At 39.2% G+C, this 18,813-nt stretch carries 13 protein-coding genes and 2 pseudogenes; 11 read left to right on the top strand and 4 right to left on the bottom strand.

Annotated features, from left to right (window positions below; translation table 11 throughout):
- The first annotated feature begins 94 nt into the window (after positions 1–94).
- From rexB to HMPREF9188_RS05395, 3 genes are read left to right on the top strand one after another with little or no spacing between them, the layout of a single operon-like run.
- A complete protein-coding gene (gene rexB / locus HMPREF9188_RS05385; RefSeq protein WP_009730154.1) occupies positions 95–3,370 on the top strand; it encodes an ATP-dependent nuclease subunit B in 3,276 nt (1,091 codons plus the stop codon).
- Positions 3,367–7,020, top strand: coding sequence for a helicase-exonuclease AddAB subunit AddA (gene addA, locus HMPREF9188_RS05390; protein WP_009730155.1), 3,654 nt, complete (start codon positions 3,367–3,369; stop codon positions 7,018–7,020). The genes rexB and addA overlap by 4 nt, the downstream gene beginning before the upstream one ends.
- A gap of 17 nt (positions 7,021–7,037) precedes the next feature.
- The gene (locus HMPREF9188_RS05395) at positions 7,038–8,216 is read left to right on the top strand and encodes a hypothetical protein (RefSeq protein ID WP_001130896.1); all 1,179 of its coding nucleotides are present in this window, start codon (positions 7,038–7,040) and stop codon (positions 8,214–8,216) included.
- A gap of 33 nt (positions 8,217–8,249) precedes the next feature.
- Here HMPREF9188_RS05395 and HMPREF9188_RS05400 read toward each other — a convergent pair whose 3' ends face one another.
- Together HMPREF9188_RS05400 and mazE are read right to left on the bottom strand one after the other, a co-directional pair.
- Positions 8,250–8,606 carry a type II toxin-antitoxin system PemK/MazF family toxin gene (locus HMPREF9188_RS05400; RefSeq protein WP_009730156.1) on the bottom strand — a complete coding sequence of 119 codons (357 nt, stop codon included), beginning with the start codon at positions 8,604–8,606 and terminating at the stop codon, positions 8,250–8,252.
- Positions 8,590–8,805 (bottom strand): type II toxin-antitoxin system PemI/MazE family antitoxin, encoded by a 216-nt coding sequence (gene mazE, locus HMPREF9188_RS05405; RefSeq protein ID WP_001098941.1) that lies wholly within the window; start codon positions 8,803–8,805, stop codon positions 8,590–8,592. The genes HMPREF9188_RS05400 and mazE overlap by 17 nt, the downstream gene beginning before the upstream one ends.
- A gap of 212 nt (positions 8,806–9,017) precedes the next feature.
- Here mazE and ylqF point away from each other — a divergent pair, with 212 nt between their 5' ends.
- From ylqF to HMPREF9188_RS05420, 3 genes are read left to right on the top strand one after another with little or no spacing between them, the layout of a single operon-like run.
- Positions 9,018–9,869: a ribosome biogenesis GTPase YlqF gene (ylqF, locus tag HMPREF9188_RS05410; protein WP_009730157.1), complete on the top strand. Its 852-nt coding sequence runs from the start codon at positions 9,018–9,020 to the stop codon at positions 9,867–9,869.
- On the top strand, positions 9,856–10,635 hold the full coding sequence (locus HMPREF9188_RS05415; protein ID WP_009730158.1) for a ribonuclease HII: 780 nt from the start codon (positions 9,856–9,858) through the stop codon (positions 10,633–10,635). The genes ylqF and HMPREF9188_RS05415 overlap by 14 nt, the downstream gene beginning before the upstream one ends.
- Positions 10,636–10,647: 12 nt before the next feature.
- The gene (locus tag HMPREF9188_RS05420) at positions 10,648–12,198 is read left to right on the top strand and encodes a ClC family H(+)/Cl(-) exchange transporter (protein ID WP_009730159.1); all 1,551 of its coding nucleotides are present in this window, start codon (positions 10,648–10,650) and stop codon (positions 12,196–12,198) included.
- Positions 12,199–12,968: 770 nt separating this feature from the next.
- Here HMPREF9188_RS05420 and HMPREF9188_RS10210 read toward each other — a convergent pair.
- Positions 12,969–13,495, bottom strand: a pseudogene (locus HMPREF9188_RS10210) (IS982 family transposase); the annotation flags it as partial.
- 472 nt (positions 13,496–13,967) lie between these two features.
- Entirely contained in the window at positions 13,968–14,981 is a 1,014-nt protein-coding gene (locus HMPREF9188_RS05430) for a hypothetical protein (RefSeq protein ID WP_009730160.1), read from the bottom strand.
- Positions 14,982–15,282: 301 nt separating this feature from the next.
- Between HMPREF9188_RS05430 and HMPREF9188_RS05435 the strand changes: the two genes are divergently transcribed.
- The 5 genes and pseudogenes from HMPREF9188_RS05435 (at position 15,283) to xerS (ending at position 18,806) form a co-directional block, all read left to right on the top strand.
- Entirely contained in the window at positions 15,283–15,747 is a 465-nt protein-coding gene (locus tag HMPREF9188_RS05435) for a restriction endonuclease subunit S (protein WP_231069213.1), read from the top strand.
- A 615-nt stretch (positions 15,748–16,362) separates the two neighbouring features.
- A pseudogene (locus tag HMPREF9188_RS10600) lies at positions 16,363–16,419 on the top strand (hypothetical protein); the annotation flags it as partial.
- Between the two features lie 3 nt (positions 16,420–16,422).
- Positions 16,423–16,860: a hypothetical protein gene (locus HMPREF9188_RS10605; protein ID WP_083888889.1), complete on the top strand. Its 438-nt coding sequence runs from the start codon at positions 16,423–16,425 to the stop codon at positions 16,858–16,860.
- A 156-nt stretch (positions 16,861–17,016) separates the two neighbouring features.
- Complete coding sequence (locus tag HMPREF9188_RS10610) at positions 17,017–17,430, top strand: zinc-ribbon domain-containing protein (RefSeq protein ID WP_009730163.1); 414 nt, start codon at positions 17,017–17,019, stop codon at positions 17,428–17,430.
- Between the two features lie 305 nt (positions 17,431–17,735).
- Positions 17,736–18,806 carry a tyrosine recombinase XerS gene (gene xerS / locus HMPREF9188_RS05450; protein ID WP_009730164.1) on the top strand — a complete coding sequence of 357 codons (1,071 nt, stop codon included), beginning with the start codon at positions 17,736–17,738 and terminating at the stop codon, positions 18,804–18,806.
- Positions 18,807–18,813 lie beyond the last annotated feature (7 nt).

Here is an 18,813-nt window from a genome sequence, read left to right on the forward strand (position 1 = left end):
TTTATTATAGCATATTTTGGTGATAAGGAGACAGAAACTTCTATTAAAACATGGTATAATATAGGGTAATGACAGAAAGTATAACGAGGCTGAGATGAAATTACTGTATTCTGATATTCGAACTTCTTTGACAGAAATCTTGACCAGAGAGGCGGAAGAGTTGGTTGTTGCTGGTAAGCGGGTTTTCTACATTGCTCCCAACTCTCTTTCTTTTGAAAAGGAACGTGCCGTGCTGGAATGCTTGTCCCAGCAGGCTTCTTTTGCGATTACCGTCACGCGCTTTGCTCAGATGGCTCGTTACCTGGTTTTAAATGACTTGCCTACAAAGACCAGTCTTGATGATATCGGTCTTGGGATGGCCTTTTATAAATGTCTTGCGGAACTGGACTCCAAAGAGTTACGAGTTTATGGTGCGATTAAACAGGACCCTCAATTTATCCAGCAGCTGATTGAACTTTATCACGAGATGACAACTGCTCAGATGAGCTTTTTGGACTTGGAAAGTTTGACCGATGAGGACAAGAGAGCAGATTTACTCTTGATTTTCGAGAAAGTAACAGCCTATCTCAATCAAAGTCAGTTGGCTCAGGGAAGTCAGTTGTCCCATTTGATTGAGGCTATTGAGAATAACAAGGTAAGTAGTGATTTCAGTCAACTTGCCTTGGTTATTGATGGATTTACCCGTTTTTCTGCTGAGGAAGAGCGTGTAGTGGATCTACTCCATCGCAAAGGTGCCGAGATTATTATTGGTGCTTATGCAAGCAAGAAGGCCTATACCAGTCCGTTCACTGAAGGCAATCTCTACCAAGCCAGTGTGGAATTCCTCCATCATTTGGGGGCAAAATACCAAACCCCTGCTCAAGACCGTTCTCAGACGCATGAGAAGATGGATAGCTTTGACAAGGCCTCTCGTTTGCTGGAGTCTTCTTATGACTTCTCAGAACTCACCATGGATATCAATGAGAAGGACAGGGAAAACCTGCAAATTTGGTCTTGCTTGACGCAAAAAGAGGAGTTGGAGTTGGTGGCTCGCAGCATCCGTCAAAAGTTACATGACAATCCAGACTTGAGTTACAAGCATTTTCGTATTCTCTTGGGAGATGTGGCTTCTTACCAGTTATCACTGAAAACCATTTTTGACCAGTACCAGATACCATTCTATCTTGGTAGAAGCGAATCCATGGCTCACCACCCTTTGACTCAGTTTGTGGAGTCTATTTTGCGTTTGAAACGCTACCGTTTTCGTCAGGAGGATTTGATTAATCTCCTCAGAACTGGTCTGTATACTGACCTTAGCCAAGCGGATATTGATGCTTTTGAGCAATATCTCCGCTATCTTGGCATCAATGGCTTGCCAGCTTTTCAGCAGACCTTCACAAAGTCCCACCATGGAAAATTTGATTTAGTTCATTTAAATACTCTTCGTTTGCGTATTTTGTCACCTCTTGAAACCTTATTTGCCAGTCGGAAGCAAAAGGCTGAAAATCTCTTACAAAAGTGGAATGCTTTTCTAAAAAATGCTGCTTTAAGCAAGCAGATGCAAGAATTGACAGCTACTATGGAAACTCTAGAACAGGAAAGACAAGCTGAAGTTTGGAAATCCTTTTGTCATGTTTTAGAACAATTTGCGACGGTTTTTGCTGGTTCACAAGTTAGTCTGGAGGATTTTCTATCCTTGCTCCATTCTGGAATGAGTTTGTCCCAGTATCGCACCATTCCAGCAACCGTGGACACCGTTCTGGTGCAGAGTTACGATTTGATTGCCCCTCTGACTGCTGACTTTGTCTATGCTATTGGGCTGACTCAGGATCATCTACCAAAAATCGCGCAATACACTAGCCTTTTGACAGACGAGGAAAGACAGACTTTAAATCAAGCTACTAAAGAGGGGGCACAATTGCTGATTGCAAGCAGTGAAAATCTCAAAAAAAATCGCTATACCATGCTTTCCTTGGTCAATGCTGCTCGTAAGCAGTTGATTTTGTCAGCTCCAAGTCTTCTCAATGAAAATGAGAGTAAGGAATCGGCCTATCTTGAGGAATTGGTGAGTTTTGGATTTAATCGGACAACGAAGAAGATTCATCAAAAAAGTCTGTCTAAGGATGATATGGGGTCTTATCACAGTCTTTTGTCTAGTTTGGTTGCCTACCATCAGCAGGTTGAATCTAGTGAAAATGAGCAAGATGTGACTTTTGTCAAGGTCTTGGCGCGTGTGATGGGGAAAAAACTTGATCAAAAAGGCCTTACAAATCCAGCCATCCCAACCAGTCCAAGCAGCAAGCAATTAGAAAAAGAGACCTTGCAGGCTCTCTATCCAGTTGACAAGGAGTTTTACCTGTCTACGTCTGGTTTGACGGAGTTTTACCGCAATGAATACAGTTATTTTCTCCGTTATGTCTTAGGTTTGCAGGAGGAATTGCGACTGCGTCCAGATGCCCGCAGTCATGGGAATTTCTTGCACCGTATTTTTGAACGAGCCTTGAAACTGCCTGATAAAAATCCATTCGACCAACGTTTGGAGCAAGCCATTAAGGAAACCAGTCAAGAACGGGAATTTGAGGCCATTTATCAAGAAAGTTTGGAAGCCCAGTTTACCAAGGAAGTTCTGTTTGATGTCGCGCGGACAACTGGTCATATCCTTCGGCATAATCCAGCTATCGAAACCATCCAAGAGGAGGCAACATTTGGCGGTAAGGACCAGGCCTTTATTCAATTGGATAATGGTCGCAGTGTCCATGTTCGAGGCAAGGTTGACCGTATCGACCGCCTGAAAGCTGATGGAGCGCTAGGAGTGGTGGACTATAAGTCTAGTTTGACCCAGTTCCAGCTTCCTCATTTCTTTAATGGGCTTAATTCCCAACTGCCTACCTATCTTGCTGCCCTAAAAAGTGAAGGGGAGCAGAACTTTTTCGGCGCTATGTACTTGGAAATGGCTGAACCTGTCCAATCTCTGCTAACCGTTAAAAGTTTGGCTGGAGCAGTAGCAGAAGCCAGCAAGTCTATGAAATACCAGGGACTCTTTTTAGAAAAAGAAAGCAGTCATTTGGGCGATTTTTACAACAAAAACAAGGCCAATCAGCTGACAGACGAGGAGTTCCAACTCTTACTAGACTATAATGCCCATCTTTACAAGAAGGCTGCTGAAAAGATTCTAGAAGGCCAGTTCGCCATCAATCCCTATACCGAAAATGGCAGAAGTATTGCCCCGTATGTTCAGCAACACCAAGCCATCACTGGATTTGAAGCTAATTACCACTTGGGACAAGCCCGTTTTCTAGAAAAGTTAGAAGCAGCTGATGGCAAGCGTTTGGTCGGAGAAAAACTCAAGCAAGCTTGGTTTGAAAAAATGAGAGAGGAGTTGAACCGATGAAGCCCATTTCCTTTTTAACTGAGGAAGAAATTCAAAAATTGCAAGAAGCAGAAGCGAGTTCAAGCAAGGAACAGAAAAGAACTGCCGAGCAAATCCAAGCTATTTATACTGCTGGGCAAAATATCCTAGTCTCAGCGTCTGCTGGTTCAGGGAAAACCTTTGTCATGGCCGAACGCATTCTGGACCAATTAGCGCGTGGTGTGGAAATTCGTCAACTCTTTATCTCGACCTTTACCGTTAAGGCTGCTACAGAACTCAAAGAACGCTTGGAGAAAAAAATTAGCCAACAAATCCAAGAAACCAACGATGTCGATCTCAAACAACACTTGGGACGCCAGTTGGCAGATCTGCCAAACGCTGCTATCGGAACCATGGACTCTTTCACACAAAAATTCCTTGGCAAACATGGCTATCTGATTGATATCGCACCAAACTTCCGTATTCTGCAAAATGAAAGTGAACAGCTACTCTTAAAGAACGAAGTTTTTCATCAGGTTTTTGAAGAGCATTACCAAGGTGAGAATAAAGAGAAATTTAGCCGTTTGGTGAAGAACTTTGCTGGACGTGGCAAGGATGAACGAGGTCTGCGCCAGCAAGTCTACAAAATCTATGATTTTCTTCAATCCACCAGCAGTCCCCAAAAATGGCTGAACGGGTCTTTTCTCAAAGGGTTTGAAAAAGCTGACTTTGCAAATGAAAAAGACAAACTAACTGAGCAAATCAAACAGGCGCTCTGGGATTTGGAAAGTTTCCTCCGTTATCATCTGGATAATGATGCAAAGGAGTTTCCAAAAGCTACCTATTTAGAAGCTGTTCAACAGGTTCTGGATGAAATTAGCTCCTTAAATCAAGAGTCCGATAGTCAGGCTTATCATACAGTGTTTGCGCGTATTATCGCCATCTCTAAGGAGAAAAATGGTCGGGCTCTGGCTAACTCCAGTCGTAAGGCCGATTTAAAACCACTGGCTGATACCTATAACGAAGAGAGAAAGGCCCAGTTTGCTAAACTAGGAAAACTAGCAGACCAGATAACGATTCTCGACTACCAAGAACGTTATCATAAAGACACATGGGATTTAGCTAAAACTTTCCAAAACTTCATGAGTGATTTTGTGGAGGCTTATCGTGAACGTAAACGTGAGGAAAATGCCTTTGAATTCGCTGATATCAGCCATTACACCATTGAGATTTTAGAGAATTTCCCACAAGTTCGCGAGACTTATCAAGAGAGATTTCATGAAGTCATGGTCGATGAGTATCAGGATACCAACCACATTCAAGAACGGATGCTGGAATTGCTGTCGAATGGTCACAATCGCTTTATGGTGGGAGATATCAAGCAGTCCATCTACCGTTTCCGTCAGGCAGACCCGCAGATTTTCAATGAGAAATTCCAACGCTATGCGCAAAATCCTCAAGAAGGCAAGTTGATTCTCCTCAAGGAAAATTTCCGTAGTAGTTCAGAAGTGCTATCGGCAACTAACGATGTTTTTGGACGCCTTATGGACCAAGAGGTTGGAGAGATCAACTATGACAGCATGCACCAGCTTGTTTTTGCCAATACCAAACTGACTCCTAATCCAGACAACAAGGCAGAATTTCTCCTCTACGATAAGGACGATAGTGGGCAAGAAGAGGAAGAGAGTCAGGCAGACACGAAACTCACTGGGGAAATGCGCCTGGTCAACAAGGAAATCCTGAAGCTTCATCAGGAAAAAGGTGTTGCCTTTAAGGAAATTGCCCTTTTGACCTCTAGCCGCAGTCGAAATGACCAGATTCTACTTGCCCTGTCTGAGTATGGGATTCCTGTTAAAACAGACGGCGAGCAAAACAACTATCTCCAATCCCTAGAAGTACAAGTCATGCTAGATACTCTTCGTGTCATCCACAATCCTCTGCAAGACTATGCCTTGGTTGCCCTTATGAAGTCCCCCATGTTTGATTTTGATGAGGACGAGTTGGCACGCTTGTCCCTTCAGAAAGCAGAGGACAAAATCCAAGAAAATCTCTATGAGAAACTGGTCAATGCTCAAAAACAAGCAGCTAGCCAGAAAAATTTGATCCACACAGAACTAGCTGAAAAACTAAATCAATTCATGGATATCTTGGATTCTTGGCGCTTATATGCCAAAACCCACTCTCTCTATGACTTGATTTGGAAGATTTACAACGACCGTTTTTACTATGACTATGTGGGGGCTTTGCCAAATGGTCCTGCTAGACAGGCCAATCTCTATGCCCTAGCGCTACGTGCTGACCAGTTTGAAAAGAGCAATTTCAAAGGCTTGTCTCGTTTTATACGTATGATTGACCAAGTCCTAGAAGCCCAGCATGATCTTGCAAGCGTAGCTGTCGCCCCGCCAAAAGATGCTGTGGAACTCATGACTATTCACAAGAGCAAAGGGCTGGAGTTTCCTTATGTCTTTATCCTCAACATGGATCAGGACTTCAACAAGCAAGACTCAATGTCAGACGTCATTCTCAGCCGTCAAAATGGGCTTGGTGTCAAATACATTGCCAAGGTGAAAACAGGAGCAGTGGAAGCACACTATCCTAAAACCATCAAACTCTCCATTCCTAGCCTAACTTATACACAGAATGAAGAAGAGCTGCAACTGGCTAGCTATTCAGAGCAGATGCGCCTGCTGTATGTTGCCATGACACGGGCTGAGAGAAAGCTTTATCTTGTCGGTAAGGGTTCTCGTGAAAAGCTGGAAGCAAAGGAATACACAGCAGCAAATAACGGAAAATTAGATAGCAATACCAGACTGCAAGCCAAGAATTTTCAAGATTGGATCTGGGCGATTAGTAAAGTATTTGCCAAGGAAAATCTCAACTTTAGCTATCGTTTTGTTGGTGAAGACCAGTTGACTAGAGAAGCTATCGGAGAATTGGAAAACAAGAGTCCTCTACAAGATAGCTCTCAAGCAGACAACCGCCAGTCTGAAACCATCAAAGAGGCTTTGGAAATGCTGAAAGAGGTGGAAGTTTATAATACTCTTCACCGCGCAGCTATTGAACTACCAAGTGTTCAAACCCCAAGCCAAATCAAGAAATTCTACGAACCGGTTATGGATATGGAAGGTGTCGAGATTGCAGGTCAAAGCCAGTCAGTAGAAAAGAAAATCAGCTTTGATTTACCAGATTTTTCAACTAAAGAAAAGGTAACAGGAGCCGAGATTGGTAGTGCCACTCACGAACTCATGCAGAGAATTGACCTTAGTCAGCAACTGACACTTGCTAGCCTGAAAGATACTCTCAAACAAGTTCAAACTAGTCCAGCTGTTAGAGACAAGATCAATCTTTCTAAAATTCTTGCTTTCTTTGAAACACCACTTGGTCAAGAAATTCTTGCTAACACAGAGCACCTCTATCGGGAACAGCCTTTCTCCATGCTCAAACGTGACCAAAAGAGTCAGGAAGACTTTGTTGTTCGTGGAATCTTGGACGGCTATCTACTTTATGAGGACAAAATTATTCTTTTCGACTATAAGACAGACCGTTACGATGCACCAAGTCAACTCATAGACCGCTATCGTGGTCAGTTAGCCCTATATGGCGAGGCTTTATCTCGAGCCTATTTGATTGAAAACATAGAAAAATACTTGATTTTGCTCGGCAAAGACGAGGTTCAAGTTGTAAAAGTATAATCTAGAAAGGAGACCTCATGCCACTTCCAGTTAGAAAATCCCTGCATGATGCAGTGTTACAGGCTTCAAAAGCTGATACTTGGGATCAAGCTACCAAGGAATGGAATGAAGTTTCCTTGATTTTTAATGGTATTGGGCGCAGTAATTGTATCTGCGGAAATACTATTAAATACGCTTACGAACTCTTTAACAATGTCACAGGACAACGTCTCTTTCCTATCGGCAGTGACTGTGTTCGGCATTTTCATCGTATTAGCCTCGACCAGAAACTAGAAGAGGAAGAAAAACTTCTCAGAAAGCTTGAAAATCTGACTGGAAAAGTCAAGAAAAAGGAAAAAATCAAGGTTAATAAAAGCGACTTTGACGAACGACTTCTAAAATGGTTTTGGGAGAAAGGTGTTTTCAAAGCCAATCGTGGCAATCAATTCTCGCCTGAGAAAGATTATCGGCTCTTCCTAGAAGTCTTTCAAGGAGGAAGTTGGACCAAGGCAGAGCCAAAGAAGAAGGCCCGTATGGAAGAAGTGCTGGAAAAGTGTATCAAACCTTTTCTACTTGGTAAGTCCGATGACCAACTCTACCTTGTCAAATTAGGCAAGGAGAAAATAGATTACGAGCAGCATTTACGGATTCAGGCAGAGAAAGAACGTAAGAAAAGAGATAAAATTGCCAAGCAATACGCAGATAATCTCATCCTTGCCATGGGTCCCGCTGAACGCGCCTATCAAGATTACTTTGGTTTTACAGAAACCCTAACTCAAGAAGAACGAAAATGGGAGAAAATCCTTTTTGGTAAAAATAGAGAAGAACGGGCCATCAAGGCAAAGCAAAACCAGAAAGAGCTGGAAAAGGACCAGCGTATTGCAAATCAAGATCCGATTGAACGAAAGCAGAAGCAGACTTGGCTTCTTAATTCCTATTTTCGGGATTTGCCTGATGAAAAAGCTAGATTTTCTCGACTCTTACTAGAGTATCGAAAAAATGGTGAAGTACCCTTTTCAGATGATTACTTATCTGAGCATCTCATCGACTTTTTCTACAAGATGAAAGCCTTTGAGTTTGAGATTGCACCAGAACAAGTCCGCGATTTTCTAAAAGAATGCCTTCAGGCAGAACATCTATCATCAGCACAGGAAAGCTGGATTAGAGGGATTTTGACAAATTGCCTTCACCCGTTTCTAGCTAGATTGCTCATATAGAAAAAATCCTACCTTGTCTATGCAAGGTAGGATTTATGTATCTCCAAAGATGTACTGGTACAGTTGGACGACTTTCTGAAAACATTGTGTGTCCATTCTAGTTATTTTTTGAGCATTACGCACCCGAAAATCAAAAGTGTACAGTTGAAATGGATTGACAGCGCCATCTACCTTATCCGACGAGACGGGAACGAGCAAGCCTTTTTCTGCCAACCGTTGTTGGCCGTGAGTGATAGGACAGACAGCCACAAAACCAGTTTGCAAGGCATATTCTCTCCTAGAAACGACCAAGGCAGGTCGCCGTTTCTGGATTTCTCGACCGACTGAAGGATCAAAGTCCAGCCAAATGATATCCTGCTTTTCAGGAATATAGTCAGATTTCGCTATCAAGTGACCTTACCTCTTCAAAATCATTTGTCATTCTCAAATCAGTAATCCCATCAAAAGGATCTTTTAGTTTTGGAGCTAAGACAATGACTCCATCTATCCCCTTGTAGACGACCATTTCTTGTCCTTCTGTCATACCCAAATTTTTAGGAATCGTCACAGTGAGAGAATTCCCCACCTTCCGAGTCTTTACTGTATTCATCGCTCTACCTCCACGAATTTGTATACACTAAGTATATACTCGTCAGTAAAAAAAGTCAAGTCAATCGTTGCTGGCATCAAGGATATTTCGCACGATTACTATTTATCATTTGTTGTGGTCAAAGCCTGTGCAAAAGTTCCTAATTTATGATAGAATAGATGGTAAGAGAGAAAACGTTTTTACTACGTTTTTTTAGTCGGAAAGGGAAATTTATGGCTACAATTCAATGGTTCCCGGGCCACATGTCTAAGGCTCGGCGACAAGTTCAGGAGAATCTAAAATTTGTTGATTTTGTGACGATTTTGGTGGATGCTCGGCTACCTTTATCTAGTCAAAATCCTATGTTAAACAAGATTGTGGGTGATAAACCAAAACTCTTGATTTTAAATAAAGCGGACTTAGCAGATCCAGCAATGACCAAAGAATGGCGTCAGTATTTTGAATCACAGGGAATCCAAACTCTGGCTATCAACTCCAAAGAGCAAGTGACTGTAAAAGTTGTGACTGATGCTGCTAAAAAGCTCATGGCTGATAAGATTGCACGCCAGAAAGAACGCGGTATCAAAATCGAAACCTTGCGTACCATGATTATCGGAATTCCAAATGCCGGTAAGTCAACTCTCATGAACCGTTTGGCTGGGAAAAAGATTGCGCTTGTCGGCAATAAACCAGGTGTTACCAAGGGGCAACAGTGGCTCAAAACCAACAAAGACCTTGAAATCCTAGACACACCAGGGATTCTCTGGCCTAAGTTCGAAGACGAAACCGTAGCTTTGAAACTAGCCCTAACAGGAGCAATTAAAGACCAGTTGCTTCCTATGGATGAAGTGACCATTTTTGGTCTCAATTATTTCAAAAAACATTATCCAGAAAAGCTAGCTGAACGCTTCAAACAAATGAAGATAGAAGAAGAAGCACCTGTTATTATTATGGATATGACACGTGCCCTTGGTTTCCGAGACGACTACGACCGCTTTTATAGCCTCTTCGTGAAGGAAGTCCGTGATGGAAAACTCGGTAACTATACCTTAGATGCATTGGACGACATCGATGACGACGATTAAAGAAATCAAAGAACTTCTTGCTGCTGCCAAAGAATTAGACAATCCTCTTTTTCTAGAATTCGAAAAAGATACTCGTTCTGGAGTTCAAAAGGAAATCAGCAAGCGTAAAAAAGCCATTCAGGCAGAACTGGATGAAAACCTTCGTTTGGAATCCATGCTTTCCTATGAAAAAGAGCTTTATAAACAAGGATTGACCCTAATAGCAGGTGTTGACGAGGTCGGTCGTGGTCCTCTGGCTGGGCCTGTAGTCGCTGCAGCCGTTATTTTACCAAAAAATTGTAAGATTATAGGTCTCAACGACAGCAAAAAGATCCCAAAAAAGAAACATCTGGAAATTTATCAAGCCGTTCAAGACCAAGCTTTGGCAATCGGTATTGGTATCATGGATAATCACATCATTGACCAAGTCAATATCTATGAAGCGACCAAACTGGCCATGAAGGAAGCAATCTCCCAGCTCAGTCCCCAACCCGAGCACCTCTTGATAGATGCCATGAAACTGGAGTTGCCGATTTCTCAAACAGCAATCATCAAAGGAGATGCAAACTCTCTCTCTATTGCAGCTGCATCTATAGTGGCCAAGGTGACACGAGATGAATTGATGAAGGACTATGATGATCAATATCCTGGATATGATTTTACAGCTAATGCAGGATACGGGACAGCTAAACATCTAGAAGGGCTGGAAAAACTAGGTGTCACCCCAATTCACCGAACCAGTTTTGAACCAGTCAAAACACTAGTTTTAACTAAGAAAGACAAGTAAGAGGAAATGATTATGGAGGAACAGTCAGAAACACTCAGTTCCAAGAAAGAATTTGCCTTTGCCTCAAGCACCATATTATCCCAAGTTGGTCGTGGAATCATTGTTGGTCTTGTCGTCGGGCTAATCGTCGGATCCTTTCGTTTCTTAATCGAAAAGGGATTCCACCTGATACAAGGACTCTATCAAGATCAAGCGCACCTAGTCCGCAATCTTTTTATCATTGGTCTATTTTATCTAATTGTTAGCTGGCTCAGTGCGAAATTGACTCGATCGGAAAAAGATATCAAAGGTTCAGGAATTCCTCAAGTCGAAGCCGAATTAAAAGGACTCATGACTCTTAACTGGTGGAGTGTCCTCTGGAAAAAGTATATTCTAGGGATTCTTGCTATTGCCAGTGGCCTTATGCTAGGTAGAGAAGGGCCAAGTATTCAACTTGGAGCAGTTGGTGGTAAAGGCATTGCCAAGTGGCTCAAATCTAGCCCAGTAGAGGAACGTTCCTTGATTGCCAGTGGTGCTGCAGCAGGATTAGCAGCTGCCTTTAATGCACCAATCGCAGGTCTTCTCTTTGTTATAGAAGAAGTTTACCACCATTTTTCACGCTTTTTTTGGGTCTCAACTTTAGCAGCTAGTCTCGTAGCAAACTTTATTTCTCTGCTCATATTTGGCCTAACCCCCGTACTGGATATGCCAGATAACATCCCTCTCATGACCCTAGACCAGTATTGGATATACCTCCTTATGGGAGTTTTTCTCGGGCTTTCTGGCTTTCTCTATGAGAAGGCTGTACTCAATGTTGGTCGAGTTTATGATTGGGTTGGCCAAACAATCCATTTAGATAGAGCTTATTATCCAATCCTAGCCTTTATCCTTATCATACCAGTCGGGATTTTCTTGCCACAAATTCTCGGTGGTGGAAATCAGGTCGTTCTTTCCTTGACTGAGCAAAATTTTAGTTTCCAAATTCTATTAGCTTACTTTTTGATTCGCTTTGTTTGGAGCATGATTAGTTATGGAAGTGGTCTCCCAGGAGGAATTTTCCTTCCCATTCTGGCTCTCGGTTCCTTACTTGGTGCCCTGGTTGGTGTTATTTGTGTCAATCTTGGACTTGTCAGTCAGCAACAATTCCCTATATTTGTCATTTTAGGAATGAGTGGCTACTTTGGAGCAATTTCCAAGGCTCCCTTAACTGCTATGATACTCGTAACCGAGATGGTTGGAGATATTCGCAACCTCATGCCACTTGGCTTAGTGACTTTAGTCGCCTACATCATCATGGATCTGCTCAAGGGTGCTCCGGTCTATGAGGCCATGCTAGAAAAAATGCTACCAGAAGAAGCAACAGACGAAGGAGAAGTAACACTAATTGAAATTCCTGTTTCAGATAAAATAGCAGGAAAACAGGTTCACGAGCTCAACTTGCCACATAACGTACTCATCACCACCCAAGTCCATAATGGTAAGAGCCAAACAGTTCACGGCTCAACTAGAATGTATCTGGGTGATATGATTCACCTAGTGATTCCAAAAAGTGAAATTGGAAAAGTCAAAGATTTGTTGTTGTAGTATTTTGCATAACATAAATTATGTAAAATACTTTCTTAATGTATTTAGAAAACCGATTCTCAGTAATGAGATCGGTTATTTCTTACTGATAAGGTATTTCACATACAAGTAATTGAATTTTCTTAAAAATAAGATAATAATTAAGTTAGAAATGATAAAGCATAAAAGCTAGAAAGGAGTTTACTGTATTTAATCTATACAGAATGTATTTTGTATCCCATAGCTCCCTATATAGCTCTTGAGATGTGTAGAATGAACAGAAGTTTCGTTACTGATAATCTCTTTTTTATTTTCCTTATTCTGCTGACTATTTCATTCTGGTTTAGTATTTGGAAGCTAGAAAAAGTACTAGATAATGATTCACAATAGAAACTCCAAAGATTTAGATCCGTATTACACAGGTCTAAGTCTTTTTTATTACTTCTAAAACTAAAAGTTTATGTACAATTGACTAAACTAGAGCTAAACCATTGATACAACTGAATTAGAAGCAGAAAGTACATTCTTTAAGGAGTGTACTTTATTTTTATTTTGTACATTATTTTGAAGTGTTATTTTGTATATTTTCTAGTTCATAACATCATCTGATTTAAGGAATTGATTTGTACATTTTTACTCTAATAGGTGCAGAAGAAGTAGTGGTTCAATTGTACATTTTTTGCTGCTCATTTAAGGTCTTATTGATAGTAAGATATAGATTTTTACTCGTGGTGCTAGTTAATCTCAAAGTATCTCAGATTATAAGTCAGTACAATTTGCTCCATTCTCAACTACAATCTTGTTAAGCCTCTAGCTAGTGTTTGTTCGACATCAAAAAAAGCACAAATGATTATGTTGTTTAGCTCTTGCCATATTTTGACGTAAAGGCGTCCAAAGATGGTAACCTTTCTGTTTCAACTGTTCTCTGAGTTCATAGCTAAGATAAGCTAAATCAGCTAAAACATATGGTTGAGAACAATTTTCTAGTAAGTCATCAACTGCCCTAATATCATGTACTGAGGCAGGCGTTACAACATAATTCAGAATATAGCCTGATAGGGGTGACCAGCATATGTACTTTGAATCCATAGAACCAAAGGTGCTTAGAGGAATTGTAACCAATGTCGGCTAGTTCATTAAAAACATGTGCTCTATGGTTACGGACTGGTTGACAAAGTGATAAGGGGAAACTATCTATGATGACAATGTTATTGGGAGAAATTTGAGTATTTATGGCTTGCCGAATAATTTGGACTAACCAAATCAACTGCCTTGACCGTCGATTAAACCGACTTCTTTCAAGGAGACACCCACAAGGATTCTTGTTTAGAAGCACCGAATCAATCAAGAAGGATCACCCAGAGGTTCCAGCATTTGAAGAATATGACGAGCTACTTGAAGCAATCAAAAAATCCCTATAAAGGGATTTTTTATACCTATAATACCTTGTGCAAAATAGTCGTATATATCAAAATCAGAGTCACGTTACCTACTATTAGACCAAAAGTCGCAAGCAAGGTCTTTGCTGTACCCGGCTTAAAATCTGCACTAATCAAATATGGCCAAAAGCATACCATTGGGAGAATGGCTATTAACACGCATACATAGGTAGGAAAGCTTGTCCAAAGAAAGCGTGTCGTCTCTAACCAGTGACCCCATGAAGGTATCACTATTTTGCTTATAGTGAAAAGTATGCATATAAGGTGGACCACTAGAAGATAAATAGCATACTTTGTCTTACTTAGTACTTTTTTCTTTTTCATTTTGCCTAATTATCCCTGCAAATTCTTCTATCGCTCTGCTGCAATATTAGAACTAAAATTAAAATTAACTATATCATTATTCGAATCAAGGTCTAAATTCATAAAATAATGATTCCAAAAGAATTCATTGTTACCTGCTCCCCACTGCACGCCATAATGACCCAAATATTCATCTCTTGGCTCGCTTGGAGTCAGCCATATTTTTTTCCCAAATACTTTCGTGAACTCGTTTTCGTCAAGCTTCTTTAGCAAATCTATACCATCTATATTATATGAAATTTCATATTTTTTGGCAACAGCTGTGCACTCAGAATCGAAGCAAACCTGCGTAACTACACAGTCCTTCAGCTCCGTACTCTTCCTCTTATCTCCGTAAACACCTATACATCCGAGAACTACATTCTTCTTTACAAGAAGATAGGTAGATCGCGAAACTGCTGAGTCATATGACTTAAAGCCGTTTGGTACGCTAACCCCAGCTCCTTGGTATTTAGTATAGCTTCCCGTTGTCAAAAGCTCGTTATAATTAGGATAATCATGTCTACCATTTGACACATAAATTTCAAACCCCTTGTCTATCAAATCCGAAATCTTAGTCTCTGTAAGATGAATTTCAGTTCCGTCAATTTTAAGTGGAGGTGCGTTATTAGGTAGACCTATAATTATATATACAAACATCAAAAACACGAATATCATAAGCACTGCAACGATACCCATCCAAGATTTCCCGGTTCTCCTTCGTGCATTGAAAAGCGACATTATAGAAGGCGTGATTATAGCAGCACCAATTGGCGCCGCCCCATGACGGAACATGCTCATGACCTTAAAGGCAATTACAGCGCTAATTAGTATTAAAATTATGTGCACTGCATACTCTCCTACGCTTAGCTTACTCGTCCTAGTCTGATTATTTGCTGGGGCATCGTACACTGGAACACCGTTCTCAAAGGTGTTCTTCATTCTAAAACGCAGCCAAAACAATATTCCAATAAACACAAATGCCAAGAACACTAGCATTCCGATAAAAACAAATTTTTCCATCTGTAACCTTTTCTCTGACCTAATTATCGTCCATCAAAATTCATATCTAGTCTACCACATTTTGAAATTGTTTTACAATATTTACATACTTGTGCACGAATCAAAAATGTATACAAGCTTTTCAGAGTATTTATTCTTTACACCTCTTTTCCGCTATGTTAAAATTGTATTAATTTTAATACTTGTTTTATTCTAAACGTGCGCATCATTTTAGCGCAAAAAACAAATTTAATTCCGTTGTTTCTGTAGTTAACTTTTTTTTGATATCATACCTACTACTAAGAAGAAGATAAATGCGAATATTGTTACTTTTAACGGTGAATTCCCATATGTTGCTAGAGGAGAAGGTGAAAATGGAATCAGAGGATATATTGATTTTGATGAAAAATTTTTAAATCCCTCCAATACTATTTCTTTCGGTCAAGATACTGTAACTATGTATTATCAACCAAATGCCTACTTTACAGGAGATAAGATTCAAATATTTAAGTTAAATAAAAAATATGGGAAATTAACAGAAAATATTGCTTTGTATTTAATTAGTTCGATGAAAAAAGCTTTTACAAATTTTTCTTGGGGTCAATCTTCTTTTGCTCTTGATGTTATTTCAAATATTGATATTGAACTTCCAGTGACAAAAAGTGGTACTATTGATTTTGAATACATGGAAAAATATATTCAAGTAATAAAGAAACAGCTTATTGAGGACGTTGTTGAATATAAAAATGAATACATCAGCAAGAGCAAATCAACTGTTTTTAAATAAGGTTATATGGTATCTTTTTGGTAGCTAAACAGACAAAAGGAACATTTTTTCTCAAAAAATACAAGAAGAGAATGTTGATTTATCAGCATTCTTTTTTATTTCAGATACTTTATCGGAATTACATACAGATAGAAATCTTTTTAAGCAATTTATTCCAACTCTTGTAAAAAGTAATATGATTGATAGCTTATCCGACATCTTAGTAAGATGGCAGTGTTTTAAGTGTCATGGTCAATATGACTGTTGTGTTGTTAAAAGGCATCTTGAAGGATGCCCTTATTGTGATGATAAGTTGATGTTAAAAGGGTATAATACTTTACAAGAAACTCATCCTTATTTAGAGAAATTTTGGGATAAAAGTAATGATAAATCTATTTCTGAATACTGGTATAAGCCTTCTGAATGTATAAATTGGAAATGCCCTTGTTGCCATGTCAGTTTTTATTGCAGTCCTATTGAAATGATTTCAAGAACCGACTTAGAGAATAGTAATTTTGAAACATGTCCTAACAACTGTGATTGGGATACACTTGTTTTTAACAATGATATACTCTACAATTTCCATAATTACAGGAAGAATGGAGCGATAAAAATGGATTGCCTGTTCATTTAGCATTGAGTCACATTGAAACAAAAAAATATTGGTGGAATTGCTCCGTTTGTAGAGGTGAATACTTGTGTTCAATTCCAATTAGAAGAGAAGTGCCTAATACTTGTCCATATTGCAATAACGAACAAGCATTAAAAGGCTATAATACAATTCCAGATATTTATCCTGAATTATGTGATTATTGGAGTAGCAAGAACTTAGTAAAAACTGATGAGGTGACGAGATCGGTTGAAGCTGAGAATAAAATATTTACTTGGATTTGTGATTGTTGCAATTTAGAATTTCAGGAAAGATTAGGGATTGTTTTAGAGGCATTTACAAAAAATAATTCTAGTAAACTTAACTCTATATGTCCTTACTGCAATAAAAAACTCCCTAAACCAAATGAAACAGTAAACTATGTTAAGCCCTACTTAATCAATGAATGGGCGAAAGAACTTAACGGAGATATTGATACTTTCTTCTATTATTCAAATGTATTAGTTGATTGGATTTGTCGATAATGTCACAGGAATTTTAAAGCGAAAATTTCTGAACGCTACGAAAACGACCAATATGTTGTCTATTGTTCTTTTAAAAAGACTGCAAAGGGTTATAACGATCTAGAAACAACACATCCTTGGTTAATTAAAGAATGGTCTACATTAAATAAACAAGAAATGTCTTCAGTAAGGGCTAATTCAACATATACCGCATGGTGGAAATGTCCTGTATGTACTGGAGAATATCAGCAAGTCATTAAAGAAAAATTTTACAGAGATAATTCTTGTCCATATTGTAGAAATCAAAAAGTTTTAAAAGGGTTTAATGACTTAGCAACAACACAACAAAGTCTAATGAATGAGTGGGATTATGTAAATAACCTCCTAATAGCAAATCCAACTGAAATCACAGAGTTGAGTAATATGTCTGTATGGTGGATATGTCAAGAAAATCCAGATCATCGTTATAAAATTCAAGTTAAAGAAAGAATGACGTACAGAAAGCGAAATAAAAAGGCATATTCAATTTGCAAAGGATACAGAAGAAAGCAAGAACATTTTGTACAGTTTAAAAAAGATATAAAAAAATAAGAACACTTTAAATAATATAAAGTGTTCTTATTCTGTCAAAATTGTACATTTGAAAAATTTTTAGTTTTCACTTAAATAAAGTACATTTTAGAGTAGATGAAAAGCTTTTAAAATTTTCAGTATTCACTTAAATAAAGTACATTTTTGAACAATTTTTGCCTGAAAAAAATTTTTTGGTTATATTTTTTATTCTTTTTTATTACTTCTAAAAAACTCTACAGCATCTTTCCGAAAAACTATAATTTTCTTGAAAAATAAATTAGTCTATGCTATACTACTAGTAGACTTAATTATGGAGAAAATACATGAAACGTGAGATTTTACTAGAACGAATCGACAAACTAAAACAAATCATGCCCTGGTATGTTCTGGAATACTACCAATCTAAGCTTGCTGTTCCTTATAGTTTTGCAACCTTGTACGAATACCTCAAGGAATACGATCGATTTTTCAGCTGGGTTTTAGAGTCTGGGATTTCAAATGCTGATAAAATGGCTGATATTCCTTTATCGATCTTGGAAAACATGTCAAAGAAAGATATGGAATCCTTTATCCTTTATCTACGAGAACGACCTTTGCTGAATGCTAATACAACCAAACAAGGTGTCTCTCAGACAACTATCAATCGAACCTTATCAGCACTTTCCAGTCTTTACAAGTATCTAACTGAGGAAGTTGAAAATGATCAGGGCGAACCCTATTTCTATCGCAATGTAATGAAGAAAGTTTCAACCAAGAAAAAGAAAGAAACACTTGCTGCTAGAGCTGAAAACATCAAGCAAAAACTTTTTTTAGGTGATGAAACAGAGGGGTTTCTAACTTATATCGATCAAGAGTATCCTCAACAACTCTCAAATCGCGCTCTCTCATCATTCAATAAAAATAAAGAACGTGATTTAGCCATTATTGCCCTTCTCTTGGCCTCAGGTGTCCGCTTATCTGAAGCTGTTAATCTGGATCTAAGAGACCTCAATCTCAAGATGATGGTGATCGATGTCACTCGAAAAGGGGGTAAACGTGACTCAGTTAATGTCGCTACCTTTGCTAAGCCTTATCTAGAAAATTATCTCGCCATTCGGAATCAACGCTATAAGACGGAAAAGACAGATACAGCGCTCTTTCTGACACTCTACCGAGGTGTTCCCAATCGTATCGATGCTTCCAGTGTTGAAAAAATGGTCGCAAAGTACTCTGAGGACTTCAAAGTTCGTGTAACACCCCATAAACTCCGCCATACCCTAGCAACTAGGCTCTATGATGCAACTAAATCTCAAGTTTTGGTCAGCCATCAGCTAGGTCACGCCAGCACACAAGTCACTGACCTTTATACCCATATCATCAATGATGAACAAAAGAATGCTCTAGATAAGCTTTGATTTACAT

The organism is Streptococcus sp. F0441 (assembly GCF_000314775.2).
Lineage (GTDB): Bacteria > Bacillota > Bacilli > Lactobacillales > Streptococcaceae > Streptococcus.

Bases quoted from the DNA above. Each gene is read 5' to 3' on its own strand.
- HMPREF9188_RS05420 (WP_009730159.1), top strand. From the start codon at position 10,648: ATGGAGGAACAGTCAGAAACACTCAGTTCCAAGAAAGAATTTGCCTTT.
- xerS (WP_009730164.1), top strand. From the start codon at position 17,736: ATGAAACGTGAGATTTTACTAGAACGAATCGACAAACTAAAACAAATC.
- ylqF (WP_009730157.1), top strand. From the start codon at position 9,018: ATGGCTACAATTCAATGGTTCCCGGGCCACATGTCTAAGGCTCGGCGA.
- HMPREF9188_RS05395 (WP_001130896.1), top strand. From the start codon at position 7,038: ATGCCACTTCCAGTTAGAAAATCCCTGCATGATGCAGTGTTACAGGCT.
- addA (WP_009730155.1), top strand. From the start codon at position 3,367: ATGAAGCCCATTTCCTTTTTAACTGAGGAAGAAATTCAAAAATTGCAA.
- mazE (WP_001098941.1), bottom strand. From the start codon at position 8,805: ATGAATACAGTAAAGACTCGGAAGGTGGGGAATTCTCTCACTGTGACG.
- rexB (WP_009730154.1), top strand. From the start codon at position 95: ATGAAATTACTGTATTCTGATATTCGAACTTCTTTGACAGAAATCTTG.
- HMPREF9188_RS05415 (WP_009730158.1), top strand. From the start codon at position 9,856: ATGACGACGATTAAAGAAATCAAAGAACTTCTTGCTGCTGCCAAAGAA.
- HMPREF9188_RS05430 (WP_009730160.1), bottom strand. From the start codon at position 14,981: ATGGAAAAATTTGTTTTTATCGGAATGCTAGTGTTCTTGGCATTTGTG.
- HMPREF9188_RS10610 (WP_009730163.1), top strand. From the start codon at position 17,017: ATGTCTTCAGTAAGGGCTAATTCAACATATACCGCATGGTGGAAATGT.